Genomic DNA, 20,932 nt, shown 5'->3' with positions numbered 1-20,932 from the left:
GACTTCACTAATTCCAGGGCGAAAAATTGGGTCGTTTTAACAGCTTTCGCCGGATATTGTTTGCTTTTTCATGAATTACTTCATAACTGTTTCCCACTAAATTGACTGTTGCCAAGGTAAAACCGCTAGGGCTGATTTCCGCAATTTCTTGTTTAGGATTGACTCTAATTTCTATATTATCAAATTTCTCGGCTAATTCAAAATCAAACAAGTTTTCAGCCCTATCTTTAGCAAATGTTGTTAGATAAAATATGCCTCCCACTAATCCATTCAGAGTAGGAGCTTTAGGTCGATCGCCCATGCCGATGGAAATTAGGGCGCTATAAGGATCGCCTTGATTCAAGCATTGACGATAGAGAGACGCAGATATGGGAATCATCCGCCCATTAATTTCCATGATTTTGATTTCTCCATTATCGCTGACGAAGAATTCTACATCAACAAATTGATTGTCAAAGCCATAATCTATTAAAGTTTTGACGATTTTTTTATAACTTTCTTTGAGTTTATCTTGAATCAATTGGGGTAAGGTTGAGGGAAAAGAATAGTCAGCAAAACAGTCAGGTTTGTTTGCATAATAATGACTGTCAGAAATGCCCCAGATTAATATTTCTCCATGACTCACGCATCCATCTACACAACATTTATAAGGAGAGTCAATATATTCTTCCACTAAGATGGGATTTTGTTTAATGAGGGGATAGCGATCGCCGTCTAAATAAGTTTCCAAAAACGGATTTAAATACTTGAGGTTATCGACTACAAATTCCTGGTAAAAGGCGATGGCATTTTGGGCTTCTTGTTCATTGGGGATTTTCATGATTGAGGATGAGCAAGCCCCCGTACAGGGTTTGAGCATCCAAGGAAAAGGAATGTCTATTGCTCGAACTGACTCGGATAAACTTTTATTCGGTTCTAACCAACAAAGGGTATAGTCACTCGATGGAAAATTGATTTTTTGATGGGTATAATATTTATGTAGACAAATGAAGGAAGAGTCAATACTCGGCCCTCGCAAATGCTCAAATTCTTGACTCAGTTGCGCTTGCAGTAGACTGGGAATATCACGAGTTGCTAATACAACTTTAATCTCATGCTGCTTAATATATTGGCGACACTCTTCCAAGAAGTTGATTACATCAAAATTTTGGCTAAAACCGCTTAATTCTAAGGGCGCATCCAGAAAATGGAATTGATATTTTTCTGCTTCAGGTATAGTCTGGCAGTTCAAGTAATCTATGGCTCTGGGACAGATGACTAAAATGGGAATGGATTCCATGATCTTTTCATCCGTTGTCTACTCTTCAAGATAAGGGCTATGATGGCCAGGTCGAGCAAAAATCTTGCATACCATGGGTTCAAAAAACTCTAATGGAAGTGTATCATAGTTGGGGTCAAAGCTATTCTGATCGTAGTGATGACAAAAATCAATCGTCGCTTGATAATAGGGATGTTCGCGATATTTTTCCCTAGCATAGCGGTCTAACCCTCGATGATGGCCCCAGTAATATTTGACAAAGATATCGTGATGTTGGACGATCCAACAGACTTTTTCAGACACATAGGGTTGAAGAATGGCAGCAGCTAGGGCAGCATGATTATAGGGGGCTAAGGTTCCGCCAATATCATGAACTAATGCGGCTACAATCATTTCTTCGTTTTCGTTATTCCGATAGGCTCTAGTCGCTGTTTGTAAGGAATGTTCGTAACGGGAAATTTGATAACCTTCATAGGCAGTGTTCAATTCTTTTAGGTTCTCTAAAATCCGTTGGGGTAGGCTTGAGGTATACTCTTCAAAGCTTTCACATAATAAATCGTAATCTTCGGCATCCCCATGCTCCATTGCTGTAAACTTAACTGTTTGCATCTTAAATAGAAGTCAGTGATTTTTGTTCTAAATTGTCCATCAAAGCTGATTTTTGATTCAAGAAAAAATCTTCAATTTTTCCTCTTTCGCGAATGAGGTGCATTGCTCCATTGCTATAGGCGACTTCTGCGGGATAGTTGTGGAGGGCAAAGTTAGTGAGGCTATGATTAAATCCATAGGCTCCACAATTATAGATGACCAGGCGATCGCCAATTTCGATATCTTCTGGAACCATCACATCTTCAACCATAATATCTAACGGTGTCGGCAGTTTGCCTCCCAGGGTGGCTTTCAGGGTTTTAGTGCCATGCTTCCCCAGCACTTCCATATATCTGCTGGCTGGCTTCATGGAGAGTCTTAACAGTTGGTGGACTCCACCATCTAAAATAATAAAGTGTTGACCTTGGGATTCTTTGATATCAACAACTTCGGTTACATAACACCCCGCTTCTCCTACCAAGTAACGCCCAATCTCAATAACACAGCTATATGGATAGGGATTGTTGTCAAAAATTTGTTGCAATTCTTTACCAAAAGAAGGCATATCAAATTCAGGATCGACCCAATTGTAGGGCACGCCAATGCCTCCCCCGAAATCAATCACGGAAATGGTATGACCTTGGTCATTGAGACGGTTGGCGATCGCGATCGTATTCCTCCAAGAAGCCAGCAATTGAGTATAGTCAAGAACATTACTTTCCGTAAAAATATGAATCCCTTTTAAGTTCAAATAGGGATAATCCGCGATCGCCATCATTGCTTCTAGAGCTTGAGCTTCATCCACCCCAAATTTACTGGCGCTAGTAGCGATAGTCTGAATTTTCAGATTTTGTTGCAAATCATTACCATCATTTTCCCCACAACTCATCCCTTTTTCGCGAATTTCGCAACTCTGACTCGTTCTATATAAGGGATTAATCCGAATCAAAACATCTTGTGTTCTTCCTTCTTGCTCTGCCAAATCATTCAACCGACGAGCTTCGTTGACTGACTCTAGCACAATCGTGCCTATCCCTGCTTGTAATGCCGATCTTAGCTCGGCGTTAGTTTTCCCCGGCCCTGTAAACGTAATTTTTTCCGGGGAAAACCCTGCTTTGAGCGCCGCATTCAATTCTCCGATGGAACTGATATCTGCCCCACCTCCTAACTGGGCCAATTTGTGGCAAATACTTAAATTACTATTTGCCTTCAGCGTATAGAGAACGGTGAAGTTTGTTGGCAGGGATGATTTTAGTTTAGTATATTGGCACTCTATTTTGCTAAAATCATACAAATACAAAGGAGTCTCATAGCCTTTAGCGGCGGCTGTGATTTCTGAATGAGAAAGCAAAGGTCTATTCACCATTTAGTTTTCCCTTGACCAGATAACTGTGCGCTAATCTTATGTGGATATTCTCCATTTTGTCAAGTTTCCCCGTTGATTTTCACTCAAAGAGTCGGAAACCATAGTTTTTTTGATGATCTCATTCCGTTAATATTAAGTCAAGAATCGTTTGGAGCAGCAGCACTCACCTATGAATCTACTTTGGAAAGGACTGTTAATTGTCGTCATTCTCGTAGCTAGTATTATTTTACCAGCCCAGGCGATTTCGATGCGGGAATTTCCCCATCAGGTTTGGGATCAAGAGAGTGCTACCCCCCGGTTAATCAGTGCGGTGGATGAGTCTAGGAACTTAGAAGACGTGGCGCAGGAAGCGTTTACAGCAGCGAATCAAGGGGATTTTGCCACAGCAGAAGCGGATTGGACGCAAATTTTAGAGGCTTATCCCGAAAGTGCCGCCGCTTGGAGCAATCGGGGGATTACCCGTGCGAGTCAGGGGAAATTTGAGGGGGCGATCGCCGATTATAAAACCTGCAACGAACTTGCCCCTAACTTCGCCTTTGCCCTCGCCAGTCAAGCCCTCGCCACCTACGAACTCGGCGAAACCGAACAAGCCATCAAAATGATGCGAAATCTCAACCGCAAATATCCCCAATTTGCCGACATGCGAGCCGCCTTAAGTGCCGCCTTATGGGTAGAAGGCAAACAAGGAGAAGCCGAAAGTAACTGGGTAGCCGCCGTCGGTTTAGACTCTCGGTATAAAGATATGGATTGGGTGAAAAACATCCGCCGTTGGCCTCCAACTATTACAGAAGCCTTAGAGCGATTTTTAAGTCTTTCCTGATGGAGGCTCTAACAGATACCCTAGAATTAGGCGATCGCAAATCCAGTATGGGGGCGAATGTGTGGCGGGTGAAAGGCTAAAACAATATCCGATTTGGGCACGCCCGCTTCTAGCAATTTTTCCGTGATTCCATCTTCAATCCCATCGCGGTGAATCCAGATTTTTCCGTCAATAATCTGGGCATGGGTAATCATCCCATGAACCCGATGTTTTCCATCCCAACCGATAATCACTAACATAAAATGATGGTTTGTCCAATCAGCAATGACATGGCTCTTAATATCACCATGACTATAAGGAATTTGGGCATAGTAGTCTAGAATTTCTTGGATCAGTTGACCATATTTATTTACTCTATCCATTGGCTTATCTCCTGTGATGTTTCATCAAATGTCAATACTTTAACTTGATTGGTACGAATAGCAATTTGAGCTATTTTTTCCTCAAAAAAATCAAAATAAACTAAATCCGAAACGGCTAAATACAGCGCTTTGCGCTGTATCGGTGGACAGTAGGAAAAGATCCCCCCTTGCCCCCCTTAAAAAGGGGGGAATAGGAAAGTCCCCCTTTTTAAGGGGGATTTAGGGGGATCAAGATGTCCCACATAACAGCGAAAACTGCTGTATAGCTTACGATCTTGATGAAGAGGTGATTCTTGCATTAATCCTCTGTAAAGCACATATTGACCCAGAGCATTTTCTAAATCTTGTACAGGAGATGGACGCACAAAACTTTTTATCTCTACAGCAATTCTTTGGTTATCTTTTTCAGCAGCTAATAGTTTTTCTGCGCCCAGATCTACATAAACCATTCGGCCTCCAACGGCTAAGGACAGTGGATCATTGGTAATTGTCCAGCCATCTTTAATTAAAGCCATTTTAACTGTTTCATGATAGATATCTTTTGCCATTCTTATTTGAGTGATAAATTACCAATTACCAATTACCCATTACCAATTACCGATTACCCATTACCCCGCAAAGGGCTATATCCCATAACCGGTATAGGGACGCACTTCTGGGGGTTGAAAGCCTAAAACGATATCCGATTTCGGCACACCGGCTTCTAATAGCTCTTCCGTTACCCCATCCTCAATACCATCGCGCTGAATCCAGATTTTACCGTCAATAATCTGAACATGGGTAATACAACCATGGACGCGACGCTCTTGCTGCCAACCGACATCAAATAATAAAAAGTGATTACGATCGCGATCGATAATCACATGCTCATCAATTTCTCCATAGGAGTAAGGCATATCAGCATGTCTTCTGAGGATCTTTTCTATAGTGTCTCGATAAAACTCTAGTTTATCCATTGGAGAATCTCCTCTAGTTCAGAGTCATCTCATCTATTCTCCTGCCCACCTTACCCCCTTTTTCTAGAGGACGATCGCCCTCACCTCTTCAATCGGTAAATTTAAAGCTTCGGCAATTTGTTCGGAATTTAAGCCCATGTTAGCCAGACGAACAATGGCTTCTCGTTGCGATCGCTCGGCTTGTTCTGCTCGTTCTGTGGCGCGATCGCGTTCTTCTATAATGCGATCGCGTTCGAGTTCCGCAACCGCAGCCCGTTCTTCTCCGGTGAGCAATAAATTCCCTTGATTATCCCACCAGCGCAACCACTGTTGATGTTGATTCTGGTAATTCCCTTCCCACAGTCCTAGCTCGACTTCTAAAGGAGGAATGGGATAATGGCCGCGATCGTTCGGGGTTAATTTCTGATAGGTTATATCCTGTAAATGATACACTTCCAGCGTCCCCGCACTCATGGAAAAAATGCCATAGTAGGGAATCCGCATGACTTGTTCATAAACCCAAAATTTTCCCGGCTTGATCTTTTCCGTACCATTGGCTACAGCTAGAGGGGTGTTATCTCGTTCCTCTGTACCATCACCACTGGCAAATTCCAGTACCACTAAGGGCTTAATATGCTCTTGCCAGAGGACATAGGAGCGACGATATTCACCATCTAGGAGCGGGGGCACATTGGGCACATAGAACCAATCTGGCGCTTCACAACCCCGTTCCGGGGGATCGGTCAGTCGCCAATAGATACCGCTATCCTGTCCGATCGCATACTGTCCATCTGGATGCAGTCTTTTCATCACCGAGCCAATGGAGTCCGTGAGGATAATGCTCTGGGGGTGTTCTTGGAAGTTCTTCACAACCGAGCCATCCTCCTCTGGCAATTCCAGATGGTTGGGGAGTTTAGTGGGAAAAGTTACGGCTTGAGTCATAGGTTTTCTAGATACCGTTTCTCTGATTGTAGGCGATCGCTAGAAAGAATATTGATCGATATTGGTATAGAACATCAAACATTCGTCTCCTGGCTGAATCTCCTCAGAGGCGATTAAATGGGCCCATAAACCCGTCTCCTCTTCCACCCAATTCATATGGGTATTCGGGGTTTCGGAATGATTGCAGAAAGAGGCTAATCCAAACACCAGATAGGCCCTCACCTCTTTCCCTTTCTCGTATTCTGAAGGGATGACAAAGTAATACTTAAATACTTTTGTACTATCTAGAAGCGATCGCTCTTTTGCTGGAAAATCCACCACGGGTGCTTTTTCAATTACTGTACCTTTGGGAATCAGTTGGGTAGCGACCACTCCACGTCCTTTTTCTGGGAAAAGTTGAATTTCAATCATTATTTATCTACCGATCTCCAGGTCTCAGGGGTGACTTCCATCCATACCATATCAACCAACTCTCCATTTGGCATTGTCCAAGAATTGGGCATCAGTTCTTTGACCGAAAAACCTGACTTTTTAACCATGTTAACGGAGTAGTGGTTAGATGGCAGAATGGTTGCCCAAATCCGGGTCATACCTAATTCTTGGAATGCATAAGCCAAGATTCGATTTAAGCCCAGCCTGCCATAGCCTTTATTTCTATATTGGCGATCGAGAACAGCTACACCGACTTCCGCCGTTTTTAACTGCTCATTCAATCCTTTGAGTACCGCATATCCGATCGGTTTAGCATCTCGATCTAAGTAAATGCCTAAAACGATAGGATCGCTGGAGATCGAATCCGGCAAAGAATACTCGGAAATGGCTGTAATAAATCCAGCCGTATCCTCTATTTCAAAAAACGTATCCCAACCCATGAGATCCCCTAAATCTTTCTCTTGGGCGAGTCGAATTAAGTGTTGAATATGACTCTCGTTAAGAGGAAGTAGAAAAATCTTTAGTTGAGTAGATTTATGCTCTTGCTTTAAGCAAAGAGTTTCGTTCATTATGCTGTAAGGGTTGATTCCGAGAGTCCAGTTTACCCTAGTGTTGGCCATTGACACCAGCCTATTTTGAACGAGTCAGCACTTGCCAGATAATAAACGACGCAAACGCCAAATATCCAGCTACCGCCAACCAATCGAGCGCAGATTCGATCGCCATGACTGCGAAGACCCCATTTTTTGTTAAACTGCTACTTTGACCTAACCCCACACTCTATTTATCGTAGCAAATGGCAGAAACACTATTCTTCAATGCTCTCCGGGAAGCGATCGACGAAGAAATGGCCCGCGATCCCTCCGTCTTCGTTTTAGGCGAAGATGTTGGCCAATATGGCGGTTCCTACAAAGTCACCAAAGGACTCTATGAAAAATATGGAGAACTGCGGGTACTCGATACTCCCATTGCGGAAAACAGCTTCACCGGACTAGCCGTTGGCGCTGCGATGACTGGACTGCGACCGATCATTGAAGGGATGAACATGGGCTTTTTGCTCCTCGCGTTCAACCAAATCTCGAATAACGCGGGCATGTTGCGCTATACCTCTGGGGGCAACTTTACCATTCCCCTCGTGATTCGGGGCCCCGGTGGAGTAGGTAAACAACTCGGTGCAGAACACTCCCAACGGCTAGAAGCCTATTTCCAAGCGGTTCCGGGACTAAAAATTGTCGCCTGTTCCACCCCCTATAATGCCAAAGGACTGATGAAATCAGCTATTCGCGATGGTAACCCAGTCTTATTTTTCGAGCATGTGTTGCTTTATAACCTCAAGGAAAACTTACCGGAAAGTGAATATTTAGTGCCCTTAGACCGAGCAGAAATCGTCCGTCGCGGTGATAATGTGACGATTTTGACCTATTCTCGGATGCGTCACCATGCCATGCAAGCAGCTAAAACCCTAGAGCAAGAAGGATTCGATCCAGAGATCATTGATTTAATTTCCCTCAAACCCTTAGACTTTGACACCATTGGCCAATCCATTCGCAAGACCCATCGGGTGATTGTTGTGGAAGAATGTATGAAAACCGGGGGCATTGGAGCAGAGTTAACGGCTTCGATTAATGAACAGTTTTTTGATGAATTGGATGCTCCAGTGATGCGCCTTTCTTCCCAAGATATTCCCACTCCCTATAATGGAATCCTGGAAAACTTAACCATTGTCCAACCGGGTAAAATTGTAGAAGCGGTTCAACAAATGATGGCATTACAGGTTTAGGAGATGGGGGAATGAGGCAAGTAGTGCGAGCATCTTGCTCGCTTTTCACCTCTAGCGAGCAAGATGCTCGGACTCCCTCTTCCCCTTCTAGAGATGAAAAGCTCATTACTCATTACTCATTACTCATTACTCATTCAACAATGGGGAAACAACGGACAATTTTAGCCTTAATTATTGTGCTGGTGATCGCCGCGATCACGGTGTTGGCGAAAGTCGAAACCCGCTTAGGTTTAGACCTACAAGGGGGGGCACAATTGACGATTCAAGTGCAAACCACACCAGAAGTCCCAGAAATTACACCTCGGAAGCTGGAAGCCGTGCAAGCGGTGATGGAAAATCGGGTGAATGGTTTGGGAGTTTCGGAGGCGGTGATTCAGACAGTGGGGGAGGATCAACTTTCGATTCAATTGCCAGGAGTCAACGATCCGGCTCAGGCGGAACGGGTATTGGGAGGCACAGCTCAGTTGGAGTTTCGCCAGCAACGGCAAGGGACAGAGGATGAGTTTGCTGCCCAATATCGGATTTTGAGAACGTTGCAGTTTGAGCAGTCTTTACTGCGACAAGAAGATCCGGAGGTGAGCGCTGAGGCGATCGCCGAAAATCAGGAGCAGATTAATAAACTCAATGAGGATATAGCCCCCCTGTTTGACAAAGTGGGTTTAACCGGGGAACAACTGCAAGATTCCCTACCCCGTCCTCCCCAAGGGGGTACAAACTGGGCTGTGGTGATTGAGTTTAATGGTGAAGGGGGAGATAAGTTTGCCGAACTGACCAAAAATTTAGCGGGAACCGGTCGCAGTATTGGTATTTTCCTAGACGATAATCTGGTGAGTGCCCCCACCGTAGATGTACAATTTGCGGAAACTGGGATTGTCGGAGGTCGTGCAGAAATTACGGGTAATTTTACCGCCGACACTGCTAATGATTTGTCGATCCAACTGCGAGGAGGCGCTCTCCCCGTGCCTGTGGAAATTGTGGAAAACCGCACGGTTGGGGCGACATTAGGACAAGATAGTATCCGTCGCAGTATCTATGCAGGGTTGGGTGGATTAGTTCTGGTGCTGATCTATATGGTGATCTATTATCGGCTGCCGGGGGCGATCGCCAATATTGCCCTGGTGGTCTATGCTCTGCTCACCTTCGCAGCCTTTAAGCTCTTGCAAGTCACCCTCACTCTACCAGGGATTGCCGGATTTATCCTCAGTATCGGCATGGCCGTGGATGCCAATGTCCTCATCTTCGAGCGCACCAGGGAAGAGTTACGCACCGGCAAAACCCTTTATCGCTCCGTAGAATCGGGCTTTTATCGGGCATTTACCAGTATCCTCGATGGTAACCTGACTACCTTGATTTCCTGTATTGCCCTATTCTGGTTAGGTACAGGGTTAGTCCGAGGGTTTGCCCTCACCCTGGGTATTGGGGTAGTCATCAGTATGTTTACTGCCGTTACCTGTAGTCGTACCCTGATGTTATACGTGCTTCAGTTCCCCGGACTGCGTAAACCGAATCTCTTTTGTCCCAATCTTACTGCGCTCCCCAAACGGTAAACCATGATTAGCATTATTAAACAACGTAACCTCTGGTGGTCGATTTCTGCTGGTGTGATTCTAGTGGGATTTTTAGCCATGGCAATTTCTTGGACAAGTCCAGGAATTGGGGCCCCCTTGCGTCCAGGTCTAGATTTTGTGGGGGGAACTCGTCTGCAACTCGATCTCGACTGTAGCCAACCGGGAAATTGCGATCAACCGATTGAGATTGCTAAAGTGCGGGAAGTGACCGATCGCCTCGATATTGCTAATCCCAATATCCAGATTACGGGCCAAGACCGCACCGGGGTGAGTATCCGCACCAAAGATTTGGATGTGGAAGAGCGCACCGAACTACAAAAGAGTTTAGAAGAGGCGATCGGGACGTTTGATGTCACTCAAACCCAAATTGATACGGTTGGCCCCACTTTGGGGAAACAGTTGTTTACCTCCGGTTTACTGGCCCTTTTAGCGGCATTTGCAGGCATTACCCTCTACTTAAATTTCCGCTTCCAGCTCGATTATGCCTTTTTTGCCTTTGTCGCTCTCTTTCATGATGTGTTTGTCACTATGGGAATGTTTGCGATTTTAGGTTTAGTGGCGGGAGTGGAAGTTGATAGCCTATTTATTGTCTCACTACTGACGATTATCGGATTTTCCGTCAATGATACGGTGGTGATCTATGATCGGGTGCGGGAAACGCTCCAGTTTTATCCCGAAAAGCACATTAATGATGTGATTGATGATGCGGTGAATCAGACGTTGATGCGATCGCTCAACACCACGGTTACCACTATTTTACCCTTGGTTGCCATCTTCTTCCTCGGTGGCGAAACCTTAAAATACTTTTCCCTCGCCTTGATTATTGGCTTTATTTCTGGAGCCTATTCCAGTATCTTTATCGCCAGTACCCTGTTAGCCTGGTGGCGGGAGAAAACCGGCCGCGCTATCCTAGCAACAGCCACAGAGGGAGAGGGAGAAGTCCTAGACTCTACCCCAACCTCCGAGTAAGTCACCTTGAGAGTGCATTCCCATCAAAAGCCTGGAAAATGGGCGTTTTACTGGGTTTTGCCTAAAACAATAACCTAACTGCTCTACCCTACCTATGACGGATAGCTCATTTGCTGGCTATACCCAATTCCTAGGGGCAGAGTAATTTCAAATTTCGCCCCTTCTCCAGATTGGGAAACACAAGTGAGTTCTCCCTGATGTTTTTCCGTCACAATCTGATAGCTAATCGCCAAACCTAAACCTGTGCCTTTACCCACGGGTTTGGTGGTAAAGAAGGGATCGAAGAGCTTCAGAACTGACTCTTCAGGAATCCCTAATCCATTATCTTCAATAATAATTTTGACTTGATCTTGTTCTTGGTAAGTCTGAAGGCGAATATAGCTGGGATTTTCCTGAATTTCTTCATAGGAGCGATTTTGATTATATTCATCCAACGCATCAATGGCATTGGCAATCAAGTTCATAAATACTTGATTGAGCTGTCCCGCATAGCATTCGACTAGGGGAATATCACCATAGTCTTTAATCACCTGAATTTCGGGATGTTCGGGTTTGGCTTTCAGGCGATTGTGCAAAATCATTAATGTACTATCTAAGCCCTCATGAATATCGACTTCCTTGAGTTGAGATTCATCCATTCGCGAGAAGGTACGCAGGGATTTGACAATTTCCTTAATCCGTTCTGAACCGACTTTCATGGAGCCGATTAAACGGGGCAAATCGTCTTTCAGAAATTCTAGATCGATCGCTTCGATCTCTTCTTCTATTTCTTCTGCTGTTTGGGGATAATGTTTCTGGTAGAGTTCAATCAAGTTTAAGACATCTTGGGTATATTCTTGGGCATGGTTAAGGTTGCCGTAAATGAAGTTAACCGGGTTGTTAATTTCATGGGCAACTCCAGCCACTAACTGTCCTAAACTGGACATTTTCTCGGTTTGCACCAATTGGGTTTGGGTACTGCGTAATTCAAATAGGGTTTGTTCGAGTTTTTGGGTTCTTTCTTGAACCCGTTGCTCTAAGTCTTCGTTGGCTCGTTTTAATGAAGCTTCAGCATCATGACGTTTGCGATCGATTTTGCCTAATGCTCTGGCATTCCAGGCAATTAAGCTGGAAAATACAATCACATTGATGATCCCTAGTAAACAAATGGCTAATTCTGCGGTGTAAATTTGGTAACGATATCCCAGGAGCATCAACCAACAGATCAACGGCGGAATGATTACAGCAGCGAGAATCAGCCGTTGTGCTAAAATCCCCCCGGCATTGTTCATTGTAATTAATGAAACCAATCCCCGGTTGGGATTAGCGAGAAAAATACTCAGGGTACTTAAAATAAAGGCGATCGCCGTATGCAGAGCCATCGCTGTAAATGCTGAACCGTATTTATAAAAGTAGGCGTTGCCATAAAGATACCCCAGTAACCCTAAATAAGCAATTAAAAAGCCGACTACAGTTAAAATTTGGGAACTGAGATAATTTTTGCGGGGAAAAACAATCGCCATTAAGGCCGAGCCAACAATCAGAAAGTTAAAAGCGCTGTTGAGTGCCATGCGCCCTGGGGAGGCTGTGGCTACGGCATCCACTGATTCTTGAAAGACCAGTTGATCGATCCCCAAATCTACATTCCACCCATATTGAACCAGGGTCAAGAAACCAATGAGAAAGACTAAAATAGCTGAACCTTGTGCCAGCAACCGTGTCTTAGTATTCCCTGGAGTTTGATGCCATGCCCACAGGGAAAGACCACTGAAAATAAAGCCAAATGCTGTGTTGGCTTTCATGGTTACTAGACCGGGCAAAACACTTTTAAGTAAGCCAATATCAAAACACCAGCCAACAATCACGATGCACCCAATCCAAAATACAGCGATCGCACTGTGTTTTGATATTCTTTGTAGGTTATTTATTAGTAACTGAGAGTGATTGTGCATGGTTTTTTTAGACCATATTATATCCTTACTGATTCTATTAGATTTTGCAATTATTGATTGTAATTGTAGCTACGATTTTACAAAATGTTTAGATTTGCAAATAAATCCGAGTGAACTCTGAAGTTCCCCATAAAATTAAATGAGTTGCCCAGAACTCACACGACTCGAACTGCCAATCCTTATGCATAGTATTCTTAAAGCCGTCGATCGCATCCTAGACACTCGTCCCGATACCCTAGACTTTCGAGATAAACTCTACGAAGCCACCCTGGTGGAAGTCCCGGCTCGCATCGACCTGGAAGAATACACTAAATGGGATATTCCCATCCTCGATCAAGGACGGGAAGGAGCGTGTACCGGGTTCGCTCTGGCTACGGTTGCCCATTATCTGCTCACCAAACGCTACGGGTTAAAAAATTTGACTCAAGTTAGCCCCTGGATGTTGTACGCCATGGCCAAGCGCTACGATGAATGGCCGGGCGAAGACTACGAAGGATCGAGTGCCAGGGGAGCCATGAAAGCTTGGCATAAACACGGAGTGTGTAGCGATCGCATCTGGACGCATCGCTCCGGAAAAGTAAAACGAGACCTGAACGACTCCCAAGCCTCTGATGCGGCCCAACGTCCCCTAGGAGCCTATTATCGGGTCAACCATAAAGACTTGGTAGCCATGCATAGTGCGATCGCCGAAGTCGGTATCCTCTATGCCACCGGACTTGTTCATGAAGGATGGGAACAAATCGGATCGGATGGCGTGATTCCCCTGAAAAAAACCATCCGAGGTGGCCATGCTTTTGCCCTCGTTGGCTATGATGAACGGGGCTTTTGGTTCCAAAACTCCTGGGGCAATACCTGGGGAAAAAATGGCTTTGCCCTGATCACCTATGATGATTGGCTCATCAATGGGACAGATGTGTGGGTGGCACGTCTAGGCGTTCCGGTGATTCTTAACAACCCCATTCCCAGACAACCGAAACAACTCAGTGGTCTGCAAAAAACCAGCGCCTATATCTATCAAGACCTGCGTCCCCACTTAATCAGTATTGGGGCAGATGGGGGATTAAGCGACACTGGAACCTATGCCAGTTCCTCGGAAGCACTGCAACGCATGTTAATCGAAGACTTTCCCCGCATTACTGAATCTTGGCAGAAAAAACGTCTGTGTCTCTTCGCTCCAGGAGGTTTACAGTCCAAAGACCAGGTGGTTGAGGCGCTTACCGACTTGCGGCAGATCTTCCTTAATCAAGAAATTTATCCCCTCGCTTTCCTTTGGAATAACGAGTATGGGGCAACCTTAAGGCAGATTCTGGAAAATAGCTTAAAACAGCGCCGACCGGAAGGTACAGTAGAAGAGACTCAGGACTTTATGCTCGATCGCCTTGATGATGCCCTAGAACCCCTGGTGCGTCCAGAGGGCAGCCTGCAATGGAGCATCCTGAAAACGAAAGCCCTGCAAGCGGCAAAAGTCTACAATGGGGCGATTCGCTTAACCTTGGAATTTATTAATCAATTACAAAAGCAAGAACCGAATTTAGAAATTCATGTCATCGGCCATAGTGTGGGCAGTCTGCTCTTAGAACCCTTGGTGCAACTGTTAACCACACGGGGTTTAATTGGCGGTTCCCTGCTGGCCGGAGATGTGGGCTATGATCGGGCGATCGCCTCCTGTACTCTCTGGGCCCCCGCGTCTACTCTATCGGCCTTTCATCAAAGCTATGGCCAGGCGATCGCCAATGACAAAATCGGTAAATTTACCCTCTTTACCCTCACCGATGATGCGGAAAAGAACGGCCACTGCGCGAACCTTTATCACCGGTCTCTGCTCTATTTGATTGCCCATAGCTTAGAAGAAAAACCCCGCATTCCCTTTTCTCCGACCCATGCCCAAGGAACGGCGATCGCCGGAATGGAGACCTTTATCCGCCAAGATGAACAACTGCAAGAGTGGATCGCCTCTGGGAAAATTGATTGGATTTTAGCCCCCAATACCGGTTCCCAAGGCGATCGATTTCATTCAGCCGCTCGCACCCATGAAGGGTTTACCCAAGATCGAGCGACCCTAAAAGCCACCTTAGACCGTATTCTCAGGGAACCAGAACCAGAAGAACACCAAGAAAACTATTAAGTAAGGCAGCATCAGAGCAACAAACCCTATTTCTTAAAGGTTGTATTAATGGATCGATGCAAGAAATCGAATCGGTTGGTTTTGAATGGGAATTACACTTTATCAAAGCGATTAAAACCCGCGAATCGATCTAAATAGCCAGCACTTGCACCCATTCCCCCGGATGAATTTGCTCTTTTCCGGCGGGAATGACGGCAAAACCGGTGGTTCCGGCGACATTAATTAAGTTAGCGGAAATTTGTAAACCGGGGGCTAAATCAAATTCACAGCCTTGGGGAGTATAGGTTAAATTGCCCCAAACATAGGTTTCTCTGGGGCAGCCGCGTAATAAACAGCGATTTTGGGCTAAGATAAATTTAGGTTGCCATCCCGTACTATAACCGGATAATTTCTTCAGAGCGGGTTGTACAAAGCGCCAAAAACAAACTAGGGCGGAAACTGGATTGCCGGGTAAGCCAAAATAATATGAACAACTGGGAATGGAGCTTTCGGGAAAGGTTGCAAAGGTTAGGGGTTTACCGGGTTTAATTTTTACTTTGGTGACGTGCAGAGTTGCGCCTAAGTCGTGCAAAATGCGGTCAATATAATCATATTCGCCGACGGAAACACCGCCAGAAGAAATAATCATATCTACCATGGATAAGGCTCCAGAAATGGCTTTTTGGGTGGCTTCTGGCTCGTCGGGAATAATGCCAAAACAATGGGGAATTCCTCCCATTTGGGCAATTCCGGCGGCTAGGGCATATTGATTCGAGTCTACAATTTGACCGGGTGCTAGGGGGCGATCGCAAGGCACTAATTCATTCCCAGTCGCAAAAATAGCCACTCTAGGACGGCGATACACGGAGACTTGATTACATTGAGCCGCCGCTAAAACAGCGACTTCGGGCATATTGATCGGAATTCCAGACTGAAGTAAAATATTACCCGCTTTATAAAAACTGCCCTGTTTACGGATGAATTCTCCGGATTTAGGAGCCGCCAACACCGAAACTTGCTTACCCTTTAGCTTAGTATTTTCCTGCATGACAATGGTATCAGCTCCAGCAGGAATCATCGCCCCGGTAAAAATCCGGGCAGCTTGCCCACGCTCTAGGGTAAAATCTGGAACTTTACCGGCGGGGACTTCCCCCACCACATCTAGAAGCACCGGCTTTTCTGGGGAACAGTCGCGCACATCCAGATAGCGGACAGCGTAGCCATCCATAGCCGAATTATCCCAATGGGGAAAATCCAAGTTGCTGGTCACGGGACTCGAAAGTACGCGCCCCCTGGCTTCATCCAGGGTGACTATTTGCGACTCGGTTTCGGGGTTCAGGGGATGAATGCGATCGAGGATTAAACGTTCAGCTTCAGCAACAGGTAGCATGGTTAGGGAATAGGGAATAGGGAATGGGGAATGGGGAATAGGGAATGGGGAATGGGGAATGGGGAATAGGGAATGGGGAATGGGGAATGGGGAATAGGCAATAGACGGGTGTTAATTAACGGCAAATTCTGTAAATTTCCGTGCATCGGGGTCGTGAAAACCAAGGACGATCGCTTGTTTTGGTATGCCTAAGTCAATCAGTTGGTTGGCTACGCCTATTTCTGTGCCATCATGCTGAATCCAAATTTTATCACCCTTGATATCCATATGGATTAAACAACTAAATACACGGCGTTCGCCATCCCAGCCCACGGTTCCCAACTGATAATGATCGTTTTGGGTATCGGCGATCAGAAATTGCTCTAGGTCTCCAAATGAAGGCTTATATTGATTGTGTTCTGCCAGGACTTCTTGAATACATTGGCGATAGTGTTCTAGTTGTTCCATTGTACAATCACCTCTTGTTTTGGATCGAAGTCCGGTAGTAACTTGCTGGTCGAGTAGTGGATTGTTTCAGCTAATTTGGTGCATTAGATTTTGTTTGTAGTGAGCGCTTTAGCGCTAACGCAGAAGTCCCTCTCCCAAGCTTGTCTTGTAGGGGTTTTAAGACACCCTCTCAATTTGGCTAAAAATCATCCAATATGACAAGATTTTCTGGTGTGTTGACTATCTTACCTATATAAGCGCTAAAGCGCTTACTACGAACTGAGTTTTCTATTGAACTATTTTAGATGAAACAATCCACTAGGATCTGTATTGTGATAAACATCCTTGGCAGACATCAGGATTCATCGGGTTGAGTTAAAAATTGTTTGAGTCTGAGCAAACTGAGAGTCTGGCCTAAATTGAGCGGTAGTAAAGTCACGCCTTCGAGTCGGGACTGTATCCAACCGTCGCCCCACATCCATTCATGGCAGCCATCAATGCCATGACTCAGAAGTAAGCGTAAATGCCGATCGCCAGCAGAGTCAACCTGATGGGTGATCGCCACCGGCCCCATCTTGCTCGTAAACGTCACTCCAGCAGTCAACTGTTCCGGTAACCCCTCCGATAGCGTTTGCGGCCATAACCACTGACGCAGGCGATCGGGATATAACAGACTCTGGCGAATCTGAGTTTCCGAAGCCTCAACTTCTATCCGTAACTGGCTCGATTGAAATGTCCCAAACATACTATCTATCTCAATTGCAAGGGTTCCCTTCTCCAGTATGCCAGAGCAATTCCTTCTTCTTTAATTTTCACTTCCTTGTTTAGAATAAGGAAAGTGTAAAGAAATGTAAGGGGTTTTATGGTAGACCAGTTAGTTCGGGCCACAGCAGCCAATGGCGGTATTCGAGCAGTGGGAGTCATTACCACCCGCCTCACAGACGAGGCTCGTCAACGGCATAACCTGTCCTATGTAGCTACAGCAGCCCTGGGACGAACTATGACCGGAGGATTATTACTGGCTTCGAGCATGAAACGACCCGGATCGCGGGTGACCCTTAAAGTCAATGGCAATGGGCCCTTGGGTTCGGTTTTAGTGGATGCCGGTTTAGATGGGACAGTGCGCGGTTATGTCCATCATCCCAGCGTAGAGCTACCCCCCAATGACAAAGGCAAATTGGATGTCGGCGGAGCAGTGGGCAAGGAAGGTTATTTATATGTGGTGCGAGATGTGGGTTATGGTTATCCTTACTCCACCACTGTAGAATTAGTCTCTGGAGAAATTGGTGAGGATATAACCCACTACTTATTTACTTCTGAACAAACCCCTTCTGCTCTAATTCTGGGGGTCTTTGTGGATGCCGATGGGGTACAAGCGGCTGGGGGGCTGTTGCTGCAAGTGTTACCCAAAGCAGCCGAAGATGAGGAACTGGTGAGCGCCCTAGAGTCCCGTGTCTCTCAGTTATCCGGATTTACCCCCCTACTGCGGGCCAATAAAACGCTGCCGGAAATTTTTGAAGATCTGTTAGGAGATTTCGATTTGCACATTTTTCCGGAAACTCAAATGGTGCAATTTTCTTGTCCCTGTTCGGTCAATCGAGTCTTAGGAGCCTTAAAATTACTGGGGCAGACAGAATTGCAAGATATGATTGAAAAAGATGAGGGTGCAGAAGCTACTTGCGAGTTTTGTCAGGAAATCTATCAGGTGAACTCGGATCAATTGGCAGAACTAATTGAAGATTTAAAAACCAATACCGGTTCTTAAGCAGCCAACCCGAATTGGTATTCGGGATCGATGAGTTGGCGTTTCTGGACGGCAACGGTAGGATAAGAAGACCCTTTATCTGCGTTGTCGGTTGGCGATCGCCTACACAGCCCCCATACTATAGCAAGTCTTGACAAACTGGCCCTATGAATTCTCCATCTCATACCTCTAACTCCAACTTTAAGGCTCAGACCATTGGCCCTCAATCCTGGTTATTCTGGATTGCTCTGATTATCCTTGTGCCAGGAGGTTTAGGATTTTTAAGTATCTTGACGTTGCTGAAACTGCCCAAGTTACCCAACTGCGACCAGGTGCAATGGGCAACAGCTTCGGCTTCCCTGCGCTTGCATTGTGCGGAATTAGCAGCTCAAGAACAGACGGGAGAAGGGTATCTAGAGGCGATCGAAATTGTTAATGCTTTGCCTGCGGATCATCCCTTGCGCCCTCGGATTAATCAATCGATTGAAGATTGGGCAGAAAATATGCTGGTTTTGGGGGATATGCTCTTTGAAGAGGGTAAGTTGCAAGAGGCGATCGCCACAGCCCAAAATATTCCTAGTAATACCACGGCGGCCGGTTTGGTGAATAACCGCCTAGAGCGCTGGCGAGCAGTATGGGAAAGGGCAGAAGGGATTTATGAAGAAACAGAAGCCTTGATCCGCAAACGGGAATGGACTCAGGCGTTCCGAAAAGCCACTCGACTGCTGGAAATTAATAATGTCTATTGGTCAGACACCCGCTATCAGGAGTTGACCCAATTGATCCAAACTGCTCGTCGGGATGGTCAAACGTTGGTGCAAGCGGAAGATTTGGCTGATTTAGGCACGGTGGAGGATTTCCTCAAGGCCATTGCTTTGATGGAAAAGGTGGAGAAGTCAAGCTATTTGTATGGAGAGGCTCAAAATCTGATCCGGAAGATGGGCCGCCAGATGATGGAGTTGGCCGAAGAGCAGTTAGACATGGAAGATGCACAAGGGGCGATCGCGATCGTGCAACAAATTCCGGCTGCTGCTCAAATGGAGAAACAGGTCGAAGATTTTACGGTCTTGGCTAGGGCCCATCAATCGACCTGGAGTAATACGGTTTCGGGACTGGAAAAGGCGATCGCCCAAGCGAAGCAGATTGATATTAAACGACCCCTTTATGGTAAAGCCCAATATTTAATTTCTCGATGGGAACGGGATATTGAAGATGTGGCTCGCTTGGAAAAAGCCCGCCATCTAGCCAGTTCTGGGGGAGTGAATGATTTGGCCAAAGCGGTGGCAGAAGTCTCCTTAATTTCTGCGAATAATCCCCGCTATGAGGAAGCCTCAACTCTGCTGAATACCTGGAATACTGAAATCCAAACCATTGAAGATCGGCCCTACTTAAATCGCGCTGAGTCTTTGGCAATGGGGGGAACCCTGGAAGATTTGCGATCGGCCATTCGGGAAGCGAGTATGATTAGTCCAGGTCGCAGTCTCTATGGTCAAGCTCAAGATAAAATTGACCGTTGGCAAGACCAAGTAGAGCGCATTGAAGATCGGCCCTATTTGAATAATGCCCAAAGTTTAGCCTTTGCAGGGGATGCCCTCTCCTTACAATCTGCCATTAATGAAGCCCGACGGATTGGCCCTGGACGAGCGCTCTATCCCCAAGCTCAGGAGAAAATCCGTATGTGGACGGATCAGTTAGAGCTACTCGAAGATAGACCCTATCTGGATCAAGCGCGTAATTATGCCAATTCAGGGGATCTGAGTCTGGCGATCGCCACTGCGGGGCAAATTTCTCCCGGTCGCGCCCTTTCCGGTGAAGCCAATGATTTAATTGACGATTGGCAATGGCAACTGAGAGGGCGGGATAATCTGCAAGCAGCACAACAAGTCGCCGCTAAAGGTTCGCCAGAAGACCTAGTGGCAGCGATTAACCGGGCTGAACAAGTGCCCTGGGAACATCCCTTACGTCAGAATGCTGAACAGGAAATCACTCGTTGGGGACGACAACTGCTCAGTTTAGCCCAAAGTCGCTCCAGTTACGATTTGCCAGGGGCGATCGCCATTGCCGCCAAAATTCCCCCTAGCCATAGTCTCTATTCCAGTGCCCAATCCCAGATTAGAGCTTGGGAAGCTCGTCTTGCTCCTCCCGTCTATACCCCAGAACCTGCTCCCCCAGAACCCAATGCACCAGAGTCCGTTACCCCAGTCCCCGGTTTAGAAGTTCTGCCCATTTCTAATCCCAATTAATGGGGGATAGGGAATGGGGAATAGGCAATAGGCAATAGGCAATAGGCAATAGGCAATAGGCAATAGGCAATAGG

22 protein-coding genes are annotated in these 20,932 nt (G+C 46.0%); 7 read left to right on the top strand and 15 right to left on the bottom strand.

Going from position 1 to position 20,932, the window contains the following annotated elements; translation table 11 throughout:
• Nucleotides 1-7 precede the first annotated feature (7 nt).
• Genes PMG25_RS11020 through PMG25_RS11010 form a run of 3 tightly spaced genes read right to left on the bottom strand, consistent with a single transcriptional unit; the run spans nt 8 to nt 3,212 of the window.
• Entirely contained in the window at nt 8-1,279 is a 1,272-nt protein-coding gene (locus PMG25_RS11020; protein WP_283766951.1) for an ATP-grasp domain-containing protein, read from the bottom strand.
• An 18-nt stretch (nt 1,280-1,297) separates the two neighbouring features.
• A complete protein-coding gene (locus PMG25_RS11015) occupies nt 1,298-1,867 on the bottom strand; it encodes an HD domain-containing protein (protein ID WP_283766950.1) in 570 nt (189 codons plus the stop codon).
• A gap of 1 nt (nt 1,868) precedes the next feature.
• Nucleotides 1,869-3,212, bottom strand: coding sequence for a type III PLP-dependent enzyme domain-containing protein (locus PMG25_RS11010; protein ID WP_283766949.1), 1,344 nt, complete (start codon nt 3,210-3,212; stop codon nt 1,869-1,871).
• A gap of 169 nt (nt 3,213-3,381) precedes the next feature.
• Between PMG25_RS11010 and PMG25_RS11005 the strand changes: the two genes are divergently transcribed.
• Entirely contained in the window at nt 3,382-4,032 is a 651-nt protein-coding gene (locus tag PMG25_RS11005) for a tetratricopeptide repeat protein (protein WP_283766948.1), read from the top strand.
• A gap of 26 nt (nt 4,033-4,058) precedes the next feature.
• On the opposite strand, the gene PMG25_RS11000 is transcribed toward PMG25_RS11005, so the two are convergent.
• The 7 genes from PMG25_RS11000 to PMG25_RS10975 form a co-directional block, all read right to left on the bottom strand.
• Nucleotides 4,059-4,394, bottom strand: a complete 336-nt coding sequence (locus tag PMG25_RS11000) for a XisI protein (RefSeq protein WP_283754609.1) — start codon at nt 4,392-4,394, stop codon at nt 4,059-4,061.
• Nucleotides 4,382-4,519 (bottom strand): element excision factor XisH family protein, encoded by a 138-nt coding sequence (locus tag PMG25_RS24650; RefSeq protein WP_430540960.1) that lies wholly within the window; start codon nt 4,517-4,519, stop codon nt 4,382-4,384. Before PMG25_RS24650 ends, PMG25_RS11000 begins: the two co-directional genes overlap by 13 nt.
• Nucleotides 4,520-4,570: 51 nt before the next feature.
• Nucleotides 4,571-4,942, bottom strand: a complete 372-nt coding sequence (locus tag PMG25_RS10995) for an element excision factor XisH family protein (RefSeq protein ID WP_283766947.1) — start codon at nt 4,940-4,942, stop codon at nt 4,571-4,573.
• A 75-nt stretch (nt 4,943-5,017) separates the two neighbouring features.
• Entirely contained in the window at nt 5,018-5,350 is a 333-nt protein-coding gene (locus PMG25_RS10990; RefSeq protein ID WP_283766946.1) for a XisI protein, read from the bottom strand.
• Nucleotides 5,351-5,413: 63 nt separating this feature from the next.
• On the bottom strand, nt 5,414-6,271 hold the full coding sequence (locus PMG25_RS10985; protein WP_283766945.1) for a Uma2 family endonuclease: 858 nt from the start codon (nt 6,269-6,271) through the stop codon (nt 5,414-5,416).
• 39 nt (nt 6,272-6,310) lie between these two features.
• Nucleotides 6,311-6,682, bottom strand: a complete 372-nt coding sequence (locus tag PMG25_RS10980) for an SET domain-containing protein-lysine N-methyltransferase (protein WP_283766944.1) — start codon at nt 6,680-6,682, stop codon at nt 6,311-6,313.
• Nucleotides 6,682-7,272, bottom strand: coding sequence for a GNAT family N-acetyltransferase (locus PMG25_RS10975; RefSeq protein ID WP_283766943.1), 591 nt, complete (start codon nt 7,270-7,272; stop codon nt 6,682-6,684). Before PMG25_RS10975 ends, PMG25_RS10980 begins: the two co-directional genes overlap by 1 nt.
• Nucleotides 7,273-7,499: 227 nt before the next feature.
• On the opposite strand from PMG25_RS10975, the gene PMG25_RS10970 reads away from it, so the two are divergent.
• The 3 genes from PMG25_RS10970 (at nt 7,500) to secF (ending at nt 11,020) form a co-directional block, all read left to right on the top strand.
• Complete coding sequence (locus PMG25_RS10970) at nt 7,500-8,483, top strand: alpha-ketoacid dehydrogenase subunit beta (protein ID WP_283766942.1); 984 nt, start codon at nt 7,500-7,502, stop codon at nt 8,481-8,483.
• A gap of 140 nt (nt 8,484-8,623) precedes the next feature.
• Complete coding sequence (gene secD, locus PMG25_RS10965; RefSeq protein WP_283766941.1) at nt 8,624-10,030, top strand: protein translocase subunit SecD; 1,407 nt, start codon at nt 8,624-8,626, stop codon at nt 10,028-10,030.
• A gap of 3 nt (nt 10,031-10,033) precedes the next feature.
• A complete protein-coding gene (gene secF / locus PMG25_RS10960; RefSeq protein WP_283766940.1) occupies nt 10,034-11,020 on the top strand; it encodes a protein translocase subunit SecF in 987 nt (328 codons plus the stop codon).
• Nucleotides 11,021-11,112: 92 nt separating this feature from the next.
• Here secF and PMG25_RS10955 read toward each other — a convergent pair whose 3' ends face one another.
• Nucleotides 11,113-12,951, bottom strand: a complete 1,839-nt coding sequence (locus tag PMG25_RS10955; RefSeq protein ID WP_283766939.1) for a sensor histidine kinase — start codon at nt 12,949-12,951, stop codon at nt 11,113-11,115.
• 181 nt (nt 12,952-13,132) lie between these two features.
• On the opposite strand from PMG25_RS10955, the gene PMG25_RS10950 reads away from it, so the two are divergent.
• Nucleotides 13,133-15,076, top strand: coding sequence for a C1 family peptidase (locus PMG25_RS10950; RefSeq protein ID WP_283766938.1), 1,944 nt, complete (start codon nt 13,133-13,135; stop codon nt 15,074-15,076).
• 130 nt (nt 15,077-15,206) lie between these two features.
• Here the strand turns inward: PMG25_RS10950 and PMG25_RS10945 are convergent, their stop codons facing one another.
• The 4 genes from PMG25_RS10945 to PMG25_RS10930 all read right to left on the bottom strand — a co-directional run bounded on the left by PMG25_RS10945 (nt 15,207) and on the right by PMG25_RS10930 (nt 17,616).
• A complete protein-coding gene (locus PMG25_RS10945) occupies nt 15,207-16,445 on the bottom strand; it encodes a molybdopterin molybdotransferase MoeA (RefSeq protein WP_283766937.1) in 1,239 nt (412 codons plus the stop codon).
• Between the two features lie 2 nt (nt 16,446-16,447).
• A complete protein-coding gene (locus PMG25_RS10940) occupies nt 16,448-16,570 on the bottom strand; it encodes a hypothetical protein (protein WP_283766936.1) in 123 nt (40 codons plus the stop codon).
• Complete coding sequence (locus PMG25_RS10935) at nt 16,557-16,892, bottom strand: XisI protein (protein ID WP_283766935.1); 336 nt, start codon at nt 16,890-16,892, stop codon at nt 16,557-16,559. Before PMG25_RS10935 ends, PMG25_RS10940 begins: the two co-directional genes overlap by 14 nt.
• Before the next feature lie 334 nt (nt 16,893-17,226).
• Nucleotides 17,227-17,616: a hypothetical protein gene (locus PMG25_RS10930; RefSeq protein ID WP_283766934.1), complete on the bottom strand. Its 390-nt coding sequence runs from the start codon at nt 17,614-17,616 to the stop codon at nt 17,227-17,229.
• A 117-nt stretch (nt 17,617-17,733) separates the two neighbouring features.
• Here PMG25_RS10930 and hslO point away from each other — a divergent pair, with 117 nt between their 5' ends.
• Nucleotides 17,734-18,636, top strand: coding sequence for an Hsp33 family molecular chaperone HslO (gene hslO, locus PMG25_RS10925; RefSeq protein ID WP_283766933.1), 903 nt, complete (start codon nt 17,734-17,736; stop codon nt 18,634-18,636).
• Between the two features lie 146 nt (nt 18,637-18,782).
• Nucleotides 18,783-20,858, top strand: a complete 2,076-nt coding sequence (locus PMG25_RS10920; RefSeq protein WP_283766932.1) for a hypothetical protein — start codon at nt 18,783-18,785, stop codon at nt 20,856-20,858.
• Nucleotides 20,859-20,932: the final 74 nt, after the last annotated feature.

Origin of the sequence: Roseofilum capinflatum BLCC-M114 (assembly GCF_030068505.1) — a bacterium.
Taxonomy (GTDB): Bacteria; Cyanobacteriota; Cyanobacteriia; order Cyanobacteriales; family Desertifilaceae; genus Roseofilum; species Roseofilum capinflatum.
Note: the sequence above shows the minus strand (reverse complement) of the source record. Positions and strands in the feature narration are given on the sequence as shown.

Bases quoted from the DNA above. Each gene is read 5' to 3' on its own strand.
- PMG25_RS10920 (WP_283766932.1), top strand. From the start codon at position 18,783: ATGAATTCTCCATCTCATACCTCTAACTCCAACTTTAAGGCTCAGACC.
- PMG25_RS10955 (WP_283766939.1), bottom strand. From the start codon at position 12,951: ATGCACAATCACTCTCAGTTACTAATAAATAACCTACAAAGAATATCA.
- secD (WP_283766941.1), top strand. From the start codon at position 8,624: ATGGGGAAACAACGGACAATTTTAGCCTTAATTATTGTGCTGGTGATC.
- PMG25_RS10970 (WP_283766942.1), top strand. From the start codon at position 7,500: ATGGCAGAAACACTATTCTTCAATGCTCTCCGGGAAGCGATCGACGAA.
- PMG25_RS10950 (WP_283766938.1), top strand. From the start codon at position 13,133: ATGCATAGTATTCTTAAAGCCGTCGATCGCATCCTAGACACTCGTCCC.
- PMG25_RS10930 (WP_283766934.1), bottom strand. From the start codon at position 17,616: ATGTTTGGGACATTTCAATCGAGCCAGTTACGGATAGAAGTTGAGGCT.
- PMG25_RS11010 (WP_283766949.1), bottom strand. From the start codon at position 3,212: ATGGTGAATAGACCTTTGCTTTCTCATTCAGAAATCACAGCCGCCGCT.
- PMG25_RS10975 (WP_283766943.1), bottom strand. From the start codon at position 7,272: ATGAACGAAACTCTTTGCTTAAAGCAAGAGCATAAATCTACTCAACTA.
- PMG25_RS10990 (WP_283766946.1), bottom strand. From the start codon at position 5,350: ATGGATAAACTAGAGTTTTATCGAGACACTATAGAAAAGATCCTCAGA.
- PMG25_RS10985 (WP_283766945.1), bottom strand. From the start codon at position 6,271: ATGACTCAAGCCGTAACTTTTCCCACTAAACTCCCCAACCATCTGGAA.
- PMG25_RS10980 (WP_283766944.1), bottom strand. From the start codon at position 6,682: ATGATTGAAATTCAACTTTTCCCAGAAAAAGGACGTGGAGTGGTCGCT.
- PMG25_RS10995 (WP_283766947.1), bottom strand. From the start codon at position 4,942: ATGGCAAAAGATATCTATCATGAAACAGTTAAAATGGCTTTAATTAAA.
- hslO (WP_283766933.1), top strand. From the start codon at position 17,734: ATGGTAGACCAGTTAGTTCGGGCCACAGCAGCCAATGGCGGTATTCGA.
- PMG25_RS11005 (WP_283766948.1), top strand. From the start codon at position 3,382: ATGAATCTACTTTGGAAAGGACTGTTAATTGTCGTCATTCTCGTAGCT.
- secF (WP_283766940.1), top strand. From the start codon at position 10,034: ATGATTAGCATTATTAAACAACGTAACCTCTGGTGGTCGATTTCTGCT.
- PMG25_RS11000 (WP_283754609.1), bottom strand. From the start codon at position 4,394: ATGGATAGAGTAAATAAATATGGTCAACTGATCCAAGAAATTCTAGAC.
- PMG25_RS11020 (WP_283766951.1), bottom strand. From the start codon at position 1,279: ATGGAATCCATTCCCATTTTAGTCATCTGTCCCAGAGCCATAGATTAC.
- PMG25_RS10945 (WP_283766937.1), bottom strand. From the start codon at position 16,445: ATGCTACCTGTTGCTGAAGCTGAACGTTTAATCCTCGATCGCATTCAT.
- PMG25_RS11015 (WP_283766950.1), bottom strand. From the start codon at position 1,867: ATGCAAACAGTTAAGTTTACAGCAATGGAGCATGGGGATGCCGAAGAT.
- PMG25_RS10935 (WP_283766935.1), bottom strand. From the start codon at position 16,892: ATGGAACAACTAGAACACTATCGCCAATGTATTCAAGAAGTCCTGGCA.